13 protein-coding genes are annotated in these 16,456 nt (G+C 66.7%); 2 read left to right on the top strand and 11 right to left on the bottom strand.

Annotated features, from left to right (window positions below; translation table 11 throughout):
- Window positions 1-50: 50 nt before the first annotated feature.
- Window positions 51-1,265: a succinyldiaminopimelate transaminase gene (dapC, locus tag CTP10_RS08970; RefSeq protein ID WP_116320626.1), complete on the bottom strand. Its 1,215-nt coding sequence runs from the start codon at window positions 1,263-1,265 to the stop codon at window positions 51-53.
- A 203-nt stretch (window positions 1,266-1,468) separates the two neighbouring features.
- Between dapC and CTP10_RS08965 the strand changes: the two genes are divergently transcribed.
- On the top strand, window positions 1,469-2,434 hold the full coding sequence (locus CTP10_RS08965; RefSeq protein ID WP_116320627.1) for a DMT family transporter: 966 nt from the start codon (window positions 1,469-1,471) through the stop codon (window positions 2,432-2,434).
- A 24-nt stretch (window positions 2,435-2,458) separates the two neighbouring features.
- On the opposite strand, the gene CTP10_RS08960 is transcribed toward CTP10_RS08965, so the two are convergent.
- The 10 genes from CTP10_RS08960 to CTP10_RS08915 all read right to left on the bottom strand — a co-directional run bounded on the left by CTP10_RS08960 (window position 2,459) and on the right by CTP10_RS08915 (window position 12,205).
- Window positions 2,459-3,046 (bottom strand): SCO family protein, encoded by a 588-nt coding sequence (locus tag CTP10_RS08960; protein WP_116320628.1) that lies wholly within the window; start codon window positions 3,044-3,046, stop codon window positions 2,459-2,461.
- Window positions 3,043-5,211 (bottom strand): heavy metal translocating P-type ATPase, encoded by a 2,169-nt coding sequence (locus tag CTP10_RS08955; RefSeq protein WP_116320629.1) that lies wholly within the window; start codon window positions 5,209-5,211, stop codon window positions 3,043-3,045. The genes CTP10_RS08960 and CTP10_RS08955 overlap by 4 nt, the downstream gene beginning before the upstream one ends.
- Before the next feature lie 25 nt (window positions 5,212-5,236).
- A complete protein-coding gene (locus tag CTP10_RS08950) occupies window positions 5,237-5,992 on the bottom strand; it encodes a sulfite exporter TauE/SafE family protein (RefSeq protein WP_116320630.1) in 756 nt (251 codons plus the stop codon).
- 264 nt (window positions 5,993-6,256) lie between these two features.
- The gene (locus CTP10_RS08945) at window positions 6,257-6,466 is read right to left on the bottom strand and encodes a hypothetical protein (RefSeq protein ID WP_116320631.1); all 210 of its coding nucleotides are present in this window, start codon (window positions 6,464-6,466) and stop codon (window positions 6,257-6,259) included.
- A complete protein-coding gene (gene ccoS, locus CTP10_RS08940; RefSeq protein ID WP_116320632.1) occupies window positions 6,459-6,635 on the bottom strand; it encodes a cbb3-type cytochrome oxidase assembly protein CcoS in 177 nt (58 codons plus the stop codon). Before ccoS ends, CTP10_RS08945 begins: the two co-directional genes overlap by 8 nt.
- 8 nt (window positions 6,636-6,643) lie before the next feature.
- Window positions 6,644-8,356 carry a cbb3-type cytochrome c oxidase subunit II gene (locus CTP10_RS08935; RefSeq protein WP_116320633.1) on the bottom strand — a complete coding sequence of 571 codons (1,713 nt, stop codon included), beginning with the start codon at window positions 8,354-8,356 and terminating at the stop codon, window positions 6,644-6,646.
- On the bottom strand, window positions 8,353-9,783 hold the full coding sequence (locus tag CTP10_RS08930) for a cbb3-type cytochrome c oxidase subunit I (RefSeq protein ID WP_116320634.1): 1,431 nt from the start codon (window positions 9,781-9,783) through the stop codon (window positions 8,353-8,355). The genes CTP10_RS08935 and CTP10_RS08930 overlap by 4 nt, the downstream gene beginning before the upstream one ends.
- Before the next feature lie 40 nt (window positions 9,784-9,823).
- Window positions 9,824-10,282, bottom strand: coding sequence for a hypothetical protein (locus CTP10_RS08925; protein ID WP_116320635.1), 459 nt, complete (start codon window positions 10,280-10,282; stop codon window positions 9,824-9,826).
- Between the two features lie 48 nt (window positions 10,283-10,330).
- Complete coding sequence (locus tag CTP10_RS08920; RefSeq protein WP_116320636.1) at window positions 10,331-11,458, bottom strand: metallophosphoesterase family protein; 1,128 nt, start codon at window positions 11,456-11,458, stop codon at window positions 10,331-10,333.
- Between the two features lie 57 nt (window positions 11,459-11,515).
- Window positions 11,516-12,205 (bottom strand): carboxypeptidase regulatory-like domain-containing protein, encoded by a 690-nt coding sequence (locus CTP10_RS08915; RefSeq protein WP_116320637.1) that lies wholly within the window; start codon window positions 12,203-12,205, stop codon window positions 11,516-11,518.
- A gap of 701 nt (window positions 12,206-12,906) precedes the next feature.
- Here CTP10_RS08915 and smc point away from each other — a divergent pair.
- The gene (gene smc / locus CTP10_RS08910) at window positions 12,907-16,422 is read left to right on the top strand and encodes a chromosome segregation protein SMC (RefSeq protein WP_116320638.1); all 3,516 of its coding nucleotides are present in this window, start codon (window positions 12,907-12,909) and stop codon (window positions 16,420-16,422) included.
- The last annotated feature ends 34 nt before the right edge of the window (window positions 16,423-16,456 follow it).

The following is a 16,456-nucleotide window of genomic DNA, read 5'->3' as shown; positions in this document are numbered from 1 at the left end:
TTGAATATTGATGCTTGGGTCTGGCCAATGCGGTGGGCGAGGCAGCTGCCTCAGCCCAGCGATTTGCAGAATTCGACGATGCGGCGCGCGCCTTCCAGGCATTCCTCCGGCGTGGCGACCAGTGCCATGCGCACCCGGTTGGCGCCCGGGTTGATGCCGTCGGCTTCGCGCGCCAGGTAGCTGCCGGGCAGCACGGTCACGTTCTGCTCGGCCAGCAGCCGCGTGGCGAATTCGGTATCGCTCAGGCCGGTGCGCGAGACATCGGCCCACAGGTAGAAACCGGCATCGGGCAGCGCCACGTCCAGCACCTCGGCCAGCATCGGCGTCACTTCGCTGAACTTGCGCACGTAGGCGGCGCGGTTCTCGCGCACGTGGTCCTCATCGTTCCAGGCGGCGATGCTGGCAGTCTGCACCGCCGGGTTCATCGCGCCGCCATGATAGGTACGGTATAGCAGGAATTTCTTCAGCAGCGCGGCGTCGCCGGCGACAAAGCCGGAACGCAGCCCCGGCACGTTGGAGCGCTTGGACAGGCTGGAGAACATCACCAGCCGTTCGAAGGGGTTGGCCCCATTCGCGCGGCCGAGCTTGTGCGCGGCTTCCAGCGCACCCAGCGGAGCGCGGCCTTCGTCGAAATAGATTTCCGAATAGCACTCGTCCGACGCAATCACGAAGCCGTAGCGGTCCGACAGCGCGAACAGCTGCTTCCAGTCGTCCAGCGACAGCACCGCGCCGGTCGGATTGCCAGGCGTGCAGACGAACAGCAGTTGCACGTTCTGCCACACGTCTTCGCCAATGCGGTCGAACGCCGGGGCAAAGTTGCGCGCCGGGTCGCTGTTGGCGAACACCGGCGTGGCGCCGGCCAGCAGCGCGCCGCCTTCGTAGATCTGGTAGAACGGGTTCGGGCACATCACCAGCGCGCCGGGCCTGGTGCCGTCAACCACGGTCTGGGCAAAGGCGAACAGCGCCTCGCGCGAGCCGGTCACCGGCAGCACTTCGGTCGCGGCATTGACCTTGGGCAGGCCGTAGCGGCGTTCCAGCCAGCCCGCGATGCACTGTCGTAGTGCATCGGAACCGGCCGTTGTGGGATAATTCGCCAGTCCCGAAAGCGACCCGGCCAGCGCTTGCTTGATGAACTCGGGCGTCGGGTGCTTGGGTTCGCCGATGCCGAAGCTGATCGCCGGTTTGTCGGCAGGCGTTACCTGCGAAAAGAGCACCCGCAGTTTCTCGAACGGGTAGGGCTGGAGCAGGTCGAGGCGCGGATTCACGGTTAGCAGTCGGGGCCGGTTAAAACGACGCATTATAGAGGAACGGCGCGGGTTACCGTGCACCGGGGCCGCCCGCGCGGCCGGCCGGGGCACGGATGGCGGGCATCACATCGCAGTGATGCCGCCGGCGCCGTCCGGACTTGCCTGCTCGCTCGTCTTTGAGTCGCCGCAACAAGCCCGGCTCGCCTCAAACAGATTCCTTCATGAACACGAAACTCGTTACGGCGCAGGCTGCGCCGGCCGACCGCCATGCGGTCAAGGCATCACTTTCCATCCTGCTGGGGGCCTCGGTCTGGGGCATCGCCTGGTTTCCGTACCGCGTGCTGGCCGGCTGGGGGCTGGGCGGCATGCACGCCGCCGCGTTGGTCAGCGCGGTCGCCGCGGTGCTGTCGATGCTGGCGTTCCGCCGCCAGCTGGCCGGGCTGCGCCCGCACTGGCTCTTTGTCGCAATCGGGCTGGCGGCGGGGGTGACCAATGCAGGCTTTGTCTGGGGCAGCGTCAACGGCCATGTCATGCGCGTGCTGCTGCTGTTCTACCTGACGCCGGTCTGGACCGCGCTGTTCGCGCGGCTGTTCCTGGGTGAGCGGCTGTCGGCGGCCGGGCTGGGGCTGGTGGCGCTGGCCCTGTTCGGCGCGGGGCTGATGCTGTGGACGCCGGAGGTCGGCGTGCCACTGCCGGGCAACGCCGCGGAATGGTCGGGGCTGGTCGGCGGCATGGGCTTTGCCGTCAACAACGTGCTGTCGCGCCGGGCCGGCCAGCGCTTTCCCGACATGGATGCGCGCGTGCGTACCGTGGTGGTGTTTCTCGGTTGCACCGTGGTCGGCGTGCCGGCGGCACTGCTGCTGGATGGCACCTCGGTGGTGGTCGCGGCGGGCGCGCAGGTCAGCGTCGCCATGCTGGTGCTGGGCCTGGCCGCGGTGCTGGTGGTCAGCAATTCGGTGGTGCAGTACGGCCTGCAGCGGCTGCCGGCCAACCGGGTGTCACTGCTGATGCTGTTCGAGATCGTGATCGCGGCGGTATCGGCGTGGTGGCTGGCGACCGAGGTGCTGAGCTGGAAGGAGGCGGCCGGCGGGCTGTGCATTGTCGCGGCCGGGGCCTTGTCGGGGCTGGTGCACCGGAGCCGGCCGGCGCGTGCTTCGGCAGTGGCTGACGCCGAACTGGCAGCTTGAGCCGTCGCCGTTGGGGCGTGCGTGTCACTTTCGCACGCGTGCTTTCAGGTAGGCGGCGGTCAGCAGCGGCACGTCGAACGGCGGCAGGAACTGCTCGCGCACCGTGGCATCCGGCCCGACCAGGATCAGCGAGCCTGGATAGGCTGCGTTCGGGGCGGGCGGCACGCCTGGTCTGGCGCCGAGATCGTCAATCATTCGTGCCAGCGTCTCCGGGCTGCCGGTGGCACCCATGAAGCGGGCGTCGTACGGGGCAAGGTAGCGCCGCAGTGCCTCCGGTGTATCGCGCCGCGGGTCCAGCGAGACGAACAGCACCTGCGTGGTGGCAAGCTTCTGCGTCGTGCTGATGCGCTGGTACAACCCCGTCAGGGCCGTCAGCGCAGCGCCGCACGGCGCTCCGCAATGGGTGTCGCCCAACAGCACGAGGGTCCAGCGGCCTTGCAGTTGCGCGTGGGTAAAGGAGCGGCCGTTCTGATCGGTAAGGCGGAAATCACCCACCGGCCAGCCGCGCGACGACAGGTCGGTGTGCTGGGTCTCATTGTGCGTGGCCGGCGCAAGGTCCGGCAGCGAGGCCGCGAAGAGGCAGGCGGCCAGGCTGGCCAGCCATCGGTTCATGGTGACACTCCGTGACCGGATCGTAGTGCGGCAGGCTGGCCCGGAGCCGTGGCGCCTGCGTGCTCGGCGGTGCCTGCATTGGCTTCGGCAGTTGCGCTGGCGCGCCACGAGCGCATCGCCACGAGCACGCTGGAACCCGCCATCAGCACCGCCGCGAGCACCGGTTGCAGCAGCCCGGCGGCGGCCAGCGCCAGCGCGATCGCGTTGTAGCCGAAGGCCCAGGCCAGGTTGGCCCGGACCGTGCGGCGCACCTGGTGCGCCTGCTGCAACAGCCACGGCAAGCTGGCCAGGCCGGAGCGCGGCAGCACGACGTCCGCACTTTCGCGCGCCAGGTCGGAGGCATTGCCCACGGCGATGCCGACCGAGGCAGCCGCCAGCACCGGACCGTCGTTGAGGCCATCGCCGACCATGGCGACCGGCCCTGTGCCGGCGGCCCAGTCGCGCAGGGCAAGCACCTTGTCCTGCGGCAGCAGCCTGGCTTGCCACGCAGCGATATGCAGCGTGCCGGCCATGGCCGCCACCGCGTGCGGATTGTCGCCGCTCAGCAGCAGCGTGCGCAGGCCCTGGCGCTGCATCTCGGCGATCACGTCGCCAACATGCGGCATCGGCAGCGTACGCAGCGCGATCAGCCCGCGCGCCTGTCCCTCCCAACCGACCAGTACCAGCGTGCATCCCAGTGGCGCCGTAGCCAGCAGGCCCGGGGGCACGTGCCATCCGAGCGTGCCGAGAAAGGCGGGCGACCCCAGCGCGCACTCCATCCCGTCGAATCGACCGCACAGGCCCTCGCCGGCATTGGCCTCGACTTCGTTTGAGGTTGCGGGCGGCGACGCCGCGGCGCGGGCCATGGCGGCAATTGCGCGCGCTGCCGGATGGTCCGAAGCCTGCGCCAGCGCAGCCGCCACGCGCAGGACTTCGGCATGGCTGGCGCCTTCGGTCTGCATGCCGACCGGGTGCAGCGTGTCCGCCGTCAGCGTGCCGGTCTTGTCGAAGGCAATGCCCTTGAGCCGCGCCAGCCTTTCCAGCACGTCGCCGCCGCGCACGAGAATGCCGCGTTGTGCCGCCAGCCCGATTGCCAACGCATGCGTAAGCGGTGCAGCCAGGCCCAGCGAGCACGGGCACGCCACCACCAGCACGGCCAGTCCGGCCAGCATCGCGGCATCCGCCGCCTGCGCCGGCGCGCCTGCGCGGCTCCCCCAGAACCATGCGCTGGCCGCGGCCAGCGCCAGCACGCCGGGAATGAACACGGCAATGATCCGGTCGACGGTGTCGCCCGCCAGCGATTTGCGCGCCAGCGCTGCACGCACCTGCCGGCCGATCTGCTGCCACCGGGTCTGCGAGCCGGCCGCCGTGGCGCGGACCAGCAGCGGGCGGCTGCCGTTGATGCTGCCGGCGTGCACCAATGCGCCCGGCGGCTTGAACTGCGGCTCGTCCTGCCCGGTCAGGACGGCTTCGTCGCACTCCGAGCGGCCATCGACGACAATGCCGTCGACTGGCACGCGTTCGCCGGGAAGTATCCGCACCATTTCGCCCGGCCGGATGTCGACGACGGCGCGCCAGCCTTCGGTGCCGCCCTCGACCACGCGCGCCTCGGCGCGTTCAGCCGCCAGCATCGGCGCGAGGCGGCGCGCGGTGCGTACGCGCACCTGCGCCTCAAGCAGGCGGCCCAGCGTAAACAGCAGCAGCACCATGGCGGCGGTATCGAAATAGACCAGGCTCGAGCCGAGCAATACCTGCCAGCCTGAGTAGCAGTAGGCGGCGAGCACGCCGATGCAGACCAGGGTATCGGTCGACAGCCGGCCCTGCTGCATGGCCTGCCACGCGCCTTCGGCAAATGGCCGCCCCAGCAGCAATGCCAGTGGCGTCGCCAGCGCCCACAGCAGCCAGTGAACCGGGCCCCGCAGCCACGCTTCGTCGCCGGTAAACGCATCGGCGTAGAGCAGCCAGCTGAACAGCATGACGTTCATCGCGAGAAACCCGCCGACGCCGAGCCGTATCAGCGCGGCAGCGGCCTGCGGTTCCTCGTGCTCGCCATGGTGCACCTGATACGCCAGGCAGCAGCCATAGCAGCAGAACCAGTGCGCTTCGCCGTCCAGTTCGCGCTGCTGGCCCAGCCGTCCGACCGGCAACTGGCAGTGACTGCAGGCGTGTGTGGTTTCGATGGGCATGGATGGCCTGGTTAATGCGGCCTCGCTAATGCAGGTGAGCGCTCATCGGCACCACCCCGCGCGCGAGTGTGATCAGGCCGAGGAGGACGATAAACGCGCCGGCGGCACGCACGCCCTGCATGCGCCAGCCCAGGCGCGCCGCCGGCGCAGGCAGGAAGCTGGCCACGACCGGCTGCGCCGGGATGCCGGCAGGCCGACGCCGCGCGCGCCACCAGAGCCCGAATCCGCCCATTGCCAGCATGGTCGGCAGGGTGCCGAGCCCGAACGCGAGCATGATCTGCAGCCCGCCCAGCGCGGTGCCGCTGGCTGCCGCCTGGGCGGCGAAGGCATAGACCAGCGGGCAGGGGAGGAAGCCGTTCAGTACGCCAAATGCCAGCGGCGCGGCAGGTCCGGGCTGGCGCAGCAAGGTGCGCAGCGATTGCGCCAGCCATTGCGCGCCCACGCCGCCCAGCGCATGGCCGCCTCGGCCAATGAACCCGGCCAGGTTCAGCCCGATCATCAGCATGAGCAGCCCGGAGAAAATGGCCAGTCCGCGCTGCACCATGCTGGCCGTGGTGCTTTCACCAGCGTGGCCGACCAGCAGCATGCCGAGATAGCCGGCCAGCGTGCCAAGGAAGGCATAGCTGGCGATGCGGCCCAGGTTGTAGCCCAGGTGCCGCAGCATGGTAGCAAGGCGTCCGCCGGGCGCGGGGCCCAGGCCACAGGCAAAGCCACCGCACATCCCCACGCAGTGCATGCTGCCGGCCACGCCTGCCAGAAAGACCAGCCACAGGTCGCTCATGGCCTCTCCCGCTACTTGCGTATCGCCAGGTAGGCCACCCAGGCAAAGAAGCCAACCGTCATGATGACGAAGATCCAGAAGGCGATCGCTTCGGCAAGGGTCATGACCGGCTCCGCTATAACAGTTGCAGGCCGAGCACGTTCAGCGCGAGTTCGCCGAACAGGAAGGCCAGGTTCAGCAGGGCCAGCGCCAGCAGCAGTCTCGGTATCATGGTCGGCTCCGATGGTGTGGCGGACGGTCGGCGGGCGGTCGGCGGGCGGTCACTCAGCGCGTCAGGTCCAGCCCTGGCCCGAGCCCGCCCCAGTAGGCGTAGCCGTAGTACAACGCCCAGATGAACAACACCAGGTAGACGACCAGCAGCCATACATTGATGCGGCCATGGCGCGCCTGGATATGGCCGCCGCCGTAGTCTTCGGTCTGCTGGTGATGCGGTGTTTCGGGTCCGGCGGGCGGAGTGTCGGGTTCATCATTCATGGCCGGATGCCTCCGCTTCGTCATCCTTGACTTCGGCCCGGTAGGCCTTGTACTTGATGGCCTCGACGTCTTCGAACAGCCCCGACAGCACGGCCCAGATAAACACGCAGACCGCGCCGAGGCTCATGAAGAAGGCCACCACGAATTGCAGGAAGGTGAGTTCAGCCATGCTCGCTCCTAGCGCTCGTCAGCAAATGCGAAGCCGTGCCGTTTGGCCCACGCCTCGCCGGCATAGGTGCTTGGCTGGCCGGGCTGTCCCGGTTCGCCGGCCGGGGGACGATAGGCGTGGCGCGATTCGTCGGCGCGCAGGTCGGGGTCGTTCAGCGCGGCTTTCTGCTCGGGCGGAATCGGCAGCGGCTGGCCGGTCAGCGGGTCGGTGTAGGCGGACAGCGACAGGACGAAGTAGGCCAGCGCCCAGCGGTCGTCCTCGGACACCGTGTCGCTGAACGACGGCATCGGCGTGCCGGACAGCCCGGTGCTCACGGTGCGGAAGATGTCCTTCACCGATGCCCCGGACTTGAACTGCCCGGTGGTCAGGTTGGCCGGCGGGATCGGGAAGCCGAAATCGTCCTCGAGTCCGGCCGCTTTTTCGCCGTCGCCCTTGCCGGTGCGCCCGTGGCATTCCCAGCATTTGGCGCGGTCCCACGCCTGCTTGCCGCGCAGGATGAGTTCGGCCGAGGGCTTGGGCGGCACGCCGATAAAGATCGGCGCGAGCGGCGGTTCTTCGAGGAAGTAGAAGTAGGGCTTGTCGGGCTTGCTGCGGTCGGCCGCCAGCACGTACTTGATGTACTGGATCACGGCCAGCCGGTCTTTTTCCGGCAGTTCGTGCCAGCTTGGCATCGCGGTGCCGCGCACGCCGCGCGTGATGGTTCGCAGCAGGTCGCCGTCATCCGGCATGGATCCCGACGGCGTAAGGCGGAACTTGAACACCCCCAGCGTGAAATTGCGCGGGCGGTCTTTCTGCATGAACGCGGCGGCCGGTCCGTTGCCGTCGCCCTTGACCCCATGGCAGCCAAGGCAGCGACGCTCATAGACGTTCTTGCCGTGCGCGATCCATTCCTCGGAGCGCGGGATGCTCGTCTGCGAGGCCTCCATCTGCTGCGGTTCAAAGCGGTCGCGCCACTTGCCTCGGTTGGTGCCGAGCTTCTGCAGGTAGGCCACCAGTGCGCGCAGGTCTTCCGTATCGGTGATCAGGATCACGGTCTCGCCGGTGAATTCCTTGTTGGGGGTCAGGATCACGGGGTACTTCCCGCGCTCCGGGACATACAGCAGGCCGGCCTGGTTGGGCGTCAGCGCGATGGTCTCGCTGCTGCCGAAATCGAACAGCTGCCGCGTCGCGGGCGTGTTCTCGATGGTGCGGCGGCCCTGCTGGTCGGTCACCAGCCTTGCGGTGTGCGGCTCGGAAAACAGCGCGGAGAAGCGCGGCATGATCGAGTCGGGCGACAACATGCGCGGATCCCAGAAGTGCGCCAGGTGCCAGGCGTCGCTGAACTTCAGGCCAACGCGCGAGAGATCGGGGCCGATGCGCCGAGTCGAGAACAGGTGCGGCAGGTCGAACGCGTATTCGCCGGCCTGGGAGACCGGGCCCCAGCGGCGGGTTTCACCGGTGACCGGGCGCACGAACTGCGAGTGGCAGTACCAGCAGCCTTCGCGCGTATACACCTCGCGGCCGCGCAGCTGCAGCGGCGTGTAGTCGGTGGCGCGTGCTTCCATCCACTTGAGTTCGCCCAGGTCGGTGCGCACCACCTGGGTAACCTTGTCGGTGCGCGACTGTGGCTCCAGCATCGGCAGTACGCCCTGCACGAAGGCGGCCAGCGAGAGGCAGCCGAACCCCGCGACCAGCGCATAGAAACGCAGGCCATAGCGGCCATCGGGTCGGCGCGGGGTCATGTCGACGCCCCGCGTACGGCGCCCGCGGCGCTGGGTGCCGTGGCGGGCTCGGCCGACAGCACGGTGCGCATCAGGTTATAGACCAGCAGCGACATGCCGATGTCCATCGAGATGCCGGCGGTCGTGCGCACCAGCCAGTAGGGGCGGATGGCCACCAGCGAGTCCAGCCATTCCACGCCCGCCATCAGCATGTAGCCCTGCTGCAGGCCGGCCATGGTCAGGTCCAGTCCCATCAGGCTGATGCCGAAGGTGATCAGCCAGAACGACCAGTTGCCGAGCCGTGGCGACCACAGCGGGCGCGCCACCAGCCGCGGTATCACATAGACCGTGCCGCCGATGGCCCACACCACGAAGGTGCCGAACACCGTCAGGTGCGAATGCGAGATGACGAAATCGCTGAAGTGCGTCGGCTGCTGGATCGCGCGCAGGGCTTCGGTCGAGCCCTGGAAGCACCCCGCCAGGTACATCAGCGAACCCATGATCAGGAATTTGGCGGTCAGGTTCTGGGTGAAGGTGTGCCAGCGGCCCATCATGGTGCCGAAGAAGTTCTGCAATACCGTCCAGACCGGCACGATCAGCAGCATCGAGGTGATGATCGCCAGCGTCTCGGCCCAGTCGGCGATGGGGCTGTACAGATAGTGGTGGATGCCGACGAAGGGATAGAACAGCGCCAGCGACCAGAACCCCACCAGCGACAGCTTGTGGCTGTAGACCGGGTTCTGCACGCTCGCCGGCAGGAAGTAGTAGATCAGCACGTAGCCGGCAGGCGTGATCCACAGCCCCACGATGTAGTGGATGAACAGGCCGTGGAAGGCGGCGCTGTTGATGCCGGTGAAGGTGTACGGCAGGATAAAGCTGCCGAGCACGAGGTTCATCACGGTCCAGACAAAGGCGCCGATCAGGTACCACACCGCCACGTAAAGCTGCGGCTCGCGCCGGTGCGCGATCGTCATCAGGAACTGGACGGTGGTGACCGTTACCACGACGAAGATGATGGCGTCGATCGCAAGCGGGAATTCGCCGGCCTCCAGGCCCTGGTTGTAGCCGAGCATCAGCGATGCCATGCCGGCAACCAGGCCCAGGTTCCACACCCATACCAGCCAGTGTCCCCACCGGCCTTTCCAGACCGGCACGCCGCACAGGCGCGGCAGCAGGTAGTAGCACAGGCCGATGAACAGCGTGGAGAAGGCGCCGAAGATCACGCCATTGACGTGCATCGGCCGCAAGCGGCCGAAGGTCAGGTATTGCGAGGTTCCCAGGTAGTCGGGGAAGTTGAACAGGCTGGAGATGGTCACGCCAATGCTGGGCGTGAACATCAGCCAGAACAGTCCCCAATAGAGCCACTTGAGAATAAGCCCGCGGTCGATCAGCGAATCCAGGTCGGGAAATGCTTCGGATGGGTCCGATGTCGCGCGGGCGGCAGTCATATGCTTCTAGCTCCGTTGGTGTTCACGGCCGGCCCATCGCTCAGTGCCTGCCCGGATCGAGCTTGCTGTTGCGGTTCGAGTAGTAGATATAGGCCTCGAGCGCTTTCATGGCGGGCCCGTTGGGGTCGATCTTCTCGCCTTCATTGGGCTTCTCGATGCACCAGTTGATCATGTCGCGCAGCGTGGCGAACTCGTTCATCTGCTCCTGGAACTTGGGAAATTCATGCGGGTGAGTGTCGGATGCGTACGGGTGGCACATGGCGCAGGCCACGCCGGTGTTCGAGAGCTTGACGTTCAGCTGCTTCTGCGCGCCGGGATCGCCGTGGAACAGCTGGTCACCGACCTTCACCTGTTCCATGAACACGTCTTCAAACGCTTTCAGCTGGTCTGCCGTGTGGGGTTCCTTGTGTGCCATCGGCTGGTCGCTGTCGTAGCCGAGCAGCAGCAACACGGCTACCCCTGCCGTCAGGGCACGGGCGTGCCATATGTCGTTCTTCATCATTCGCTCCTCACGCATTGCTGCGCCGGATCAGGGGTGCTGGCCGGTCTAGATCCGGTCGGCGATGCGCGGGCTGAGGACCTGGTTGCGGTTGTCCTCGGTGCCGGAATCCGCCGGCTGGTCTGCGAAGACCGTCTTGCGCCACATCTTGTATTCGTTTTCCACCCGTCCCTGCGGGGTCATGGTCAGCGTGCTCCAGCCAACGCCGTCGAAGTGATCGCCCGGGTCGGCGCGAATCATCGGCTTGGTCAGAAGCGGCACGCCTTCCGGCGCGTAGGGCCATGGCCACGACGTGGCCAGCATGCCGATCGAGCGCAACTTGCCGATCTCGTTGTAGAGCACCTGGTGCGTATGCCCGTGGACATTGGTGACGTTGGCATAGGGCTTGAGGATTTCATGCGCCTCGCGCCAGTCGCGGATCCAGAAATTCCACGGCGGGTAGTACTCGTACAGCGGCGTATGCGTGAACAGGATGACCGGGCTGCTCTTGGGCCAGTTCGACAGCGTGCTGTTGAGCCAGCGCAATTGCTTTTCACCGATGACGGACCAGGCGCCGCCCAGCGTGCCGTCGAGCGTGGCCATATGTCCCATGCGGTCTTTCGGTGTCATCTTGCGTGCCGTCCAGAAGTCCGGTGCGCCTGCGATCGTGTTCAGGCCGATCACGCGCACGCCCTTGTGGTCGAAGGTCCAGGGCGTGTTGCCGAAGGTCTTGTTCCACGTCGACCCCATGTCGAGGTACCAGTCGTGCTCGCCCGGGATGAAGACCTTGCGGATCTTCACTTCCTTCAGCAGTTCGGCGCCGAGCTGCAGCTCGACGGGGTCGCCCAGCTGCGCCAGGTCGCCGCCGAAGATCATGAAGTCGGCTGGCGGATTCATGGCCTGCACTTCCTTGAAGGCGCGCACCGTCTTTTCCACGAAGCGGGAGTTGAGCTCCCTGGGGTAGAGGTGCGTGTCGGAGACCCAGGCAAAGCGGAAGTTCTGGCCGGTTTGACCGTAGGCCACGTCAAGCGTGTTCAGAAGCGGGAAGAACCCGCATGCGGCGGCACCTGCAACGCCTTTGAGCAGCGCCTGGTGCAGGAAAGTGCGGCGCGTCCATACTGCGGCGCCTTCCGGGCGATCGTCCGAACCGGTCAGGGTCCGGTGCAGCTCGCGTCGTTCGAGTTCGAATGCGTTCATCTGGCGGTCCTCCGCCCCCCGGGGGATGATGAAAAGGCAGCGGCAAAACCGATCGTTCTATTTCTTTTTGAGTTCGATCGAGAGTTTCGCGGTCTGGCCTCCGGTTACCGTGACTGGCGTCTCGGTGTCGCCGGTGTAGTACTGCGTGGCGACCAGGGTGTAACTGCCGGGTGGAACGTCGTCGATGCGGAAACTGCCGTCTTCTGCGGTCAGCGCGTAGTACGGGCTATCGGCGACATAGATGTGGGCCAGCATCCAGCCGTGCGCGTCGCACTCGACCCGGACCAGCCCGGGACGTGGCAGTTCGCGCGTGATCCTGACCCCTTTCTCGGGTAGCGCAAGGTTGAATGCGGTGCGCTGTCCGTAGAAGCCGTGGGTGTTGTGCAGCACCGGATCGGAGCTGGTCACTTCAAGCTTGCCGGGGCGGACCACCTGCACGGCAGGCTTGAAAATGCAGTGTTCCTGGTCGAGCACCGGGACCTTGTCGGGCGCGCCCCAGGCCTTGCCTTTAGGGACTTCCTTCAGGTACACGACCGCATCCTGGACGCCCTTGCCGGCGCCCACGCGGATCTGTGGCTCGTCGCGCGGGCCGCCGCAGACTTCACGGTCCTTGGTGGGGATGATCTTGCGGATGGGGACGGTGCCCTGGAAGGTGACCTTGCCTTCGATCTTGCCGCCGCCGCTGACCGGGGCGACTTCATAGGCGAAGGCGGAAACGCTGAACAGGCTGAGCACTGCCAGTGGCATGCAGCAAGCTTTGCGAAGAAAGAAACACATGATGTTTCCCGCTCCCGAGCGCACCGTGCGCGCTCAACTTCTGAGTCCCCCCGGACAGTTTCAAGGTGCAGCAGGGCACTATTGGTTGTCGCTGAAGCATAGTACGCACGCAGGTCGAAGCAAAGCGCAACTGACATTTTGTGCGATGCGCGTGATGCCGCGGACGCTCGCAGCGGCAATGCGCTTAATGCAGCATCACCCGCAGCACCGCCGCAGGGGAGTGGGTGAATCAGCAACCCACTGTTATTTCGATCGGCGGGGGGCTTCGGGGGCGCTTTCGTGGTGCGCGGTGCCCGGAGCGTTTCCGGGATCACGCCTGGAGCTTGGTATTTACCCTGATTAGCTTCGCACTGACTTCACATGGGAGTCGGCTGAGCGCGTAGGGCGCGGATGCCAAAGTGCTTGCGGAATCGCCTGTAAAGGACGGAAAAGCAAAGGAAAACGGCGGAGGCATATGGCGCCCGGGCAACCTCCAAACGGGCCGGCGAAGGCATCTGCGATGGTATGATTAGCCCCAATTCTCGGGCCCGGGGGGGATTTTGAGGCGCAGGCGGCACGCCGCGCCGGCTCCCGCGCAGCCCGGCTTCTGAACATTGCTATAGCCCCGATACCAGGCTGCGGGCGGTACCGCAACACCGGTACCGGCGGCGGCCGATACCACACGAGAAACCGTGCGACTATCCTCGATCAAGCTGGCGGGCTTCAAGTCATTTGTCGATCCCACCAATTTCCAGGTGCCTGGCCAACTGGTCGGCATCGTCGGTCCGAACGGCTGCGGCAAATCCAACATCATCGACGCAGTGCGCTGGGTGCTGGGCGAGTCACGCGCTTCCGAGCTGCGCGGCGAGTCGATGCAGGACGTGATCTTTAACGGCTCCACAGCGCGCAAGCAGGCCGGACGGGCCAGCGTCGAACTGGTGTTCGACAATGCCGAAGGCCGGGCCGCCGGCCAGTGGAGCCAGTACGCCGAAGTGGCGGTCAAGCGGGTGCTGACCCGCGACGGCACCTCGTCCTACTACATCAACAACCAGCCGGTGCGCCGGCGCGATATCCAGGACATCTTCCTGGGCACGGGCCTGGGCCCGCGCGCCTACGCCATCATCGGGCAGGGCATGATCTCGCGCATCATCGAGGCCAAGCCCGATGACATGCGCATCTTCCTGGAAGAAGCCGCGGGCGTGTCCAAGTACAAGGAGCGCCGCCGCGAGACCGAAAACCGCCTGTCCGACACGCGCGAGAACCTGACCCGTGTCGAAGACATCCTGCGCGAGCTTGGCAGCAACCTGGAAAAGCTCGAAGGCCAGGCCGAAGTCGCGCAGCGCTTCAAGACGCTGCAGTCCGATGGTGAAGAAAAGCAGCACCTGCTGTGGCTGCTGCGCAAGCGCGAGGCACAGGTCGAGCAGGAACGCCACCAGCGCGCCATCGAGCAGGCCCAGATCGACCTGGAAGCGCAGACCGCGCAGCTGCGCCATGTCGAGGCCGAGCTGGAAACCATGCGCGCCGCGCATTACGCCGCATCGGATGGCATGCACGCCGCGCAGGGTGCGCTGTACGAAGCCAATGCCGAGGTCAGCAAGCTCGAGGCCGAGATCCGCTACGTGGTGGAGTCGCGCAATCGCGTGCAGGCCCAGATCGCCGCGCTGACGACGCAGCGCGAGCAGTGGCAGGGCAAGGCCGAGCAGGCTACCGACGAACTCGCGCAGGCCGAGGAAAACCTCGCCGTGGCCGAAGGCCGCACGGTCGAGGCGCAAGAGGCCGTCGCGCACAAGAACGACGAGCTGCCGACGCTGGAAGGCCAGTGGCGCGATGCCCAGCAACTGCTCAACGAGCAGCGCGCCGGCATCATGCAGGCGGAGCAGGCGCTCAAGCTCGAAGCCGCGCAGCAGCGCAGCGCCGACCAGATGCTGCAGCAGCTGGAACAGCGCCGCGAACGTCTGTCCGCGGAGGAAAAGGGCCTGGACCGTCCGGACGAAACCCGGCTGGAACAGGGCCGCGCCGAACTGGCCGAGCAGGAAGCCGTCGTCGAGGAAGCGCAGGCCGTGCTGGCCGACGCCGAAGAGACTGTGCCGCGCCTGGACGAAGAGCGCCGCGCCGCGCAGGCGCGCGTGCATAGCGAAGCTGGCGCGATTGCCTCGCTGGAAGCACGCCTGCATGCGCTGCGCCAGCTGCAGGAGAACGTGCAGACCGACGGCAAGGTGCAGCCCTGGCTGGCCAAGCATGAGCTGGCCGAACTGCCGCGCCTGTGGAAGAAGGTCCATATCGAGCCTGGCTGGGAAAACGCGCTCGAATCCGTGCTGCGCGAAAAGCTGAACGCGCTGGAGGTGTCCAACCTTGACTGGGTCAAGGCCTTCCTGACGGATGCGCCGCCGGCCAAGCTGGCGTTCTACTCGCCGCCGGCTGCGGCCCGTCCGCTGGAAACGCCGGCGGGGCTGCGTCCGCTGATGTCGCTGGTGCAGATCACCGAGCCGGGCATCCGCGCGGTGATGCAGGACTGGCTGGCCGACATCTTCGTCGCCACCGACATGACGCAGGCATTGGCCGCGCGCGGCACACTGCCCGAAGGCGCCTCGTTCGTGGTCGCCGAGGGCCACCTGGTTGGCCGCAACGCGATCCAGATCTACGCCGCCGATTCCGAGCAGGCCGGCATGCTGGCGCGCGAGCAGGAAATCGAAAACCTGCAGAAGCAGGCGCGCGCGCAGGCACTGCTGTCGGACGAAGCCAGGACCCAGGCAGTGCGCGCCGAGGCCGCTTATACCCAGTCCAGCCAGGCGCTGGGTGAAGCCCGCACGCGCGCCGAGCAGGCCACGCGCCGCGTGCATGCGCTGCAGATGGACGTGCTCAAGCTGTCGCAGGCGATGGAGCGTTACTCCGCCCGCAGCGGCCAGATCCGCGAAGAACTGGACGAAATCCACGCGCAGATCGAAGAGCAGCGCGCGATCCGCGCCGAATCCGAAGCCAGCTTCGAACAGCACGATGCCGCGCTGGCCGAGATGCAGGCCTCGCACGAAGACCAGCAGATGGCCTTCGAGGCGCTGGACAGCAAGCTCTCGGGAGCGCGCCACCAGCTGCGCGACTTCGAGCGCGCCGCACAGGAAGCGCTCTTTGCCGAGCGCAACCTGTCGAGCCGCATCGACGAGCTGCGCCGCAATATCCAGGTGGCGGCCGACCAGGCCGAGCGCATTGCCGAGTCGCTGGAAAACGCCCGCGCCGAGCTCGAAACCATCAACGAGCAGACCGCGCATACCGGCCTGCAGGATGCGCTGGAACTGCGCGCCGAGAAAGAAGAAAAGCTCACCGTCGCGCGCACCGAGCTCGATGCGCTGTCGGCGCAACTGCGCCAGTTCGACGAACAGCGCCTCGCCGCCGAGCGCAGCCTGCAGCCGCTGCGCGACCGCATCACCGAACTGCAACTCAAGGAGCAGGCCGCGCGCCTGAACCAGGAGCAGTTCAGCGAGCAACTGACCGAAGCCAAGGTTGACGAAGAAGGGCTGGCGCACAAGCTCACCGGCGACCTGAAGCCGTCGTACCTGCAGGGTGAAGTCACGCGCATCAACAACGCCATCAACGCGCTGGGCCCGGTCAACATGGCCGCGCTCGACGAACTGGCGGCGGCACGCGAGCGCAAGACCTTCCTCGACGCGCAGTCGGCCGACCTGAACGACGCCATCAGCACGCTGGAAGACGCGATCGCCAAGATCGACCAGGAAACCCGTGCGCTGCTGCAGGGCACCTTCGACCAGGTCAACCACCATTTCGGCGAACTGTTCCCGTCGCTGTTCGGCGGCGGCCAGGCGCGCCTGATCATGACCGGCGAGGAAATCCTCGACGCCGGCGTGCAGGTGATGGCACAGCCCCCGGGCAAGAAGAACTCGACTATCCACCTGCTGTCGGGCGGCGAGAAGGCGCTGACCGCGATCGCGCTGGTGTTTGCGATGTTCCAGCTCAACCCGGCACCATTCTGCCTGCTGGACGAGGTGGACGCGCCGCTGGACGACGCCAACACCGAACGCTACGCCAACATGGTGGCGCGCATGTCGAGCAAGACCCAATTCGTTTTCATCTCACATAACAAGATCGCCATGGAAATGGCTCATCAACTCATTGGCGTGACCATGCAGGAGCAGGGCGTTTCGCGGATCGTGGCCGTGGATATGGACGCGGCGGTTTCGATGGCGGAGGCAGCATGAGCAGTAAGCAGGGGCCCCGCGCAGCGGGGCGGCG

It is taken from the genome of Cupriavidus sp. P-10 (assembly GCF_003402535.2).
In the GTDB taxonomy this organism is placed as follows: Bacteria; Pseudomonadota; Gammaproteobacteria; order Burkholderiales; family Burkholderiaceae; genus Cupriavidus.
Note: the sequence above shows the minus strand (reverse complement) of the source record. Positions and strands in the feature narration are given on the sequence as shown.

Coding starts and splice junctions, on each gene's coding strand:
- CTP10_RS08930 (WP_116320634.1), bottom strand. CDS start 9,783: ATGACTGCCGCCCGCGCGACATCGGACCCATCCGAAGCATTTCCCGAC.
- CTP10_RS08925 (WP_116320635.1), bottom strand. CDS start 10,282: ATGAAGAACGACATATGGCACGCCCGTGCCCTGACGGCAGGGGTAGCC.
- CTP10_RS08920 (WP_116320636.1), bottom strand. CDS start 11,458: ATGAACGCATTCGAACTCGAACGACGCGAGCTGCACCGGACCCTGACC.
- ccoS (WP_116320632.1), bottom strand. CDS start 6,635: ATGGCTGAACTCACCTTCCTGCAATTCGTGGTGGCCTTCTTCATGAGC.
- CTP10_RS08935 (WP_116320633.1), bottom strand. CDS start 8,356: ATGACCCCGCGCCGACCCGATGGCCGCTATGGCCTGCGTTTCTATGCG.
- CTP10_RS08955 (WP_116320629.1), bottom strand. CDS start 5,211: ATGCCCATCGAAACCACACACGCCTGCAGTCACTGCCAGTTGCCGGTC.
- CTP10_RS08965 (WP_116320627.1), top strand. CDS start 1,469: ATGAACACGAAACTCGTTACGGCGCAGGCTGCGCCGGCCGACCGCCAT.
- CTP10_RS08950 (WP_116320630.1), bottom strand. CDS start 5,992: ATGAGCGACCTGTGGCTGGTCTTTCTGGCAGGCGTGGCCGGCAGCATG.
- CTP10_RS08915 (WP_116320637.1), bottom strand. CDS start 12,205: ATGCCACTGGCAGTGCTCAGCCTGTTCAGCGTTTCCGCCTTCGCCTAT.
- CTP10_RS08960 (WP_116320628.1), bottom strand. CDS start 3,046: ATGAACCGATGGCTGGCCAGCCTGGCCGCCTGCCTCTTCGCGGCCTCG.
- CTP10_RS08945 (WP_116320631.1), bottom strand. CDS start 6,466: ATGAATGATGAACCCGACACTCCGCCCGCCGGACCCGAAACACCGCAT.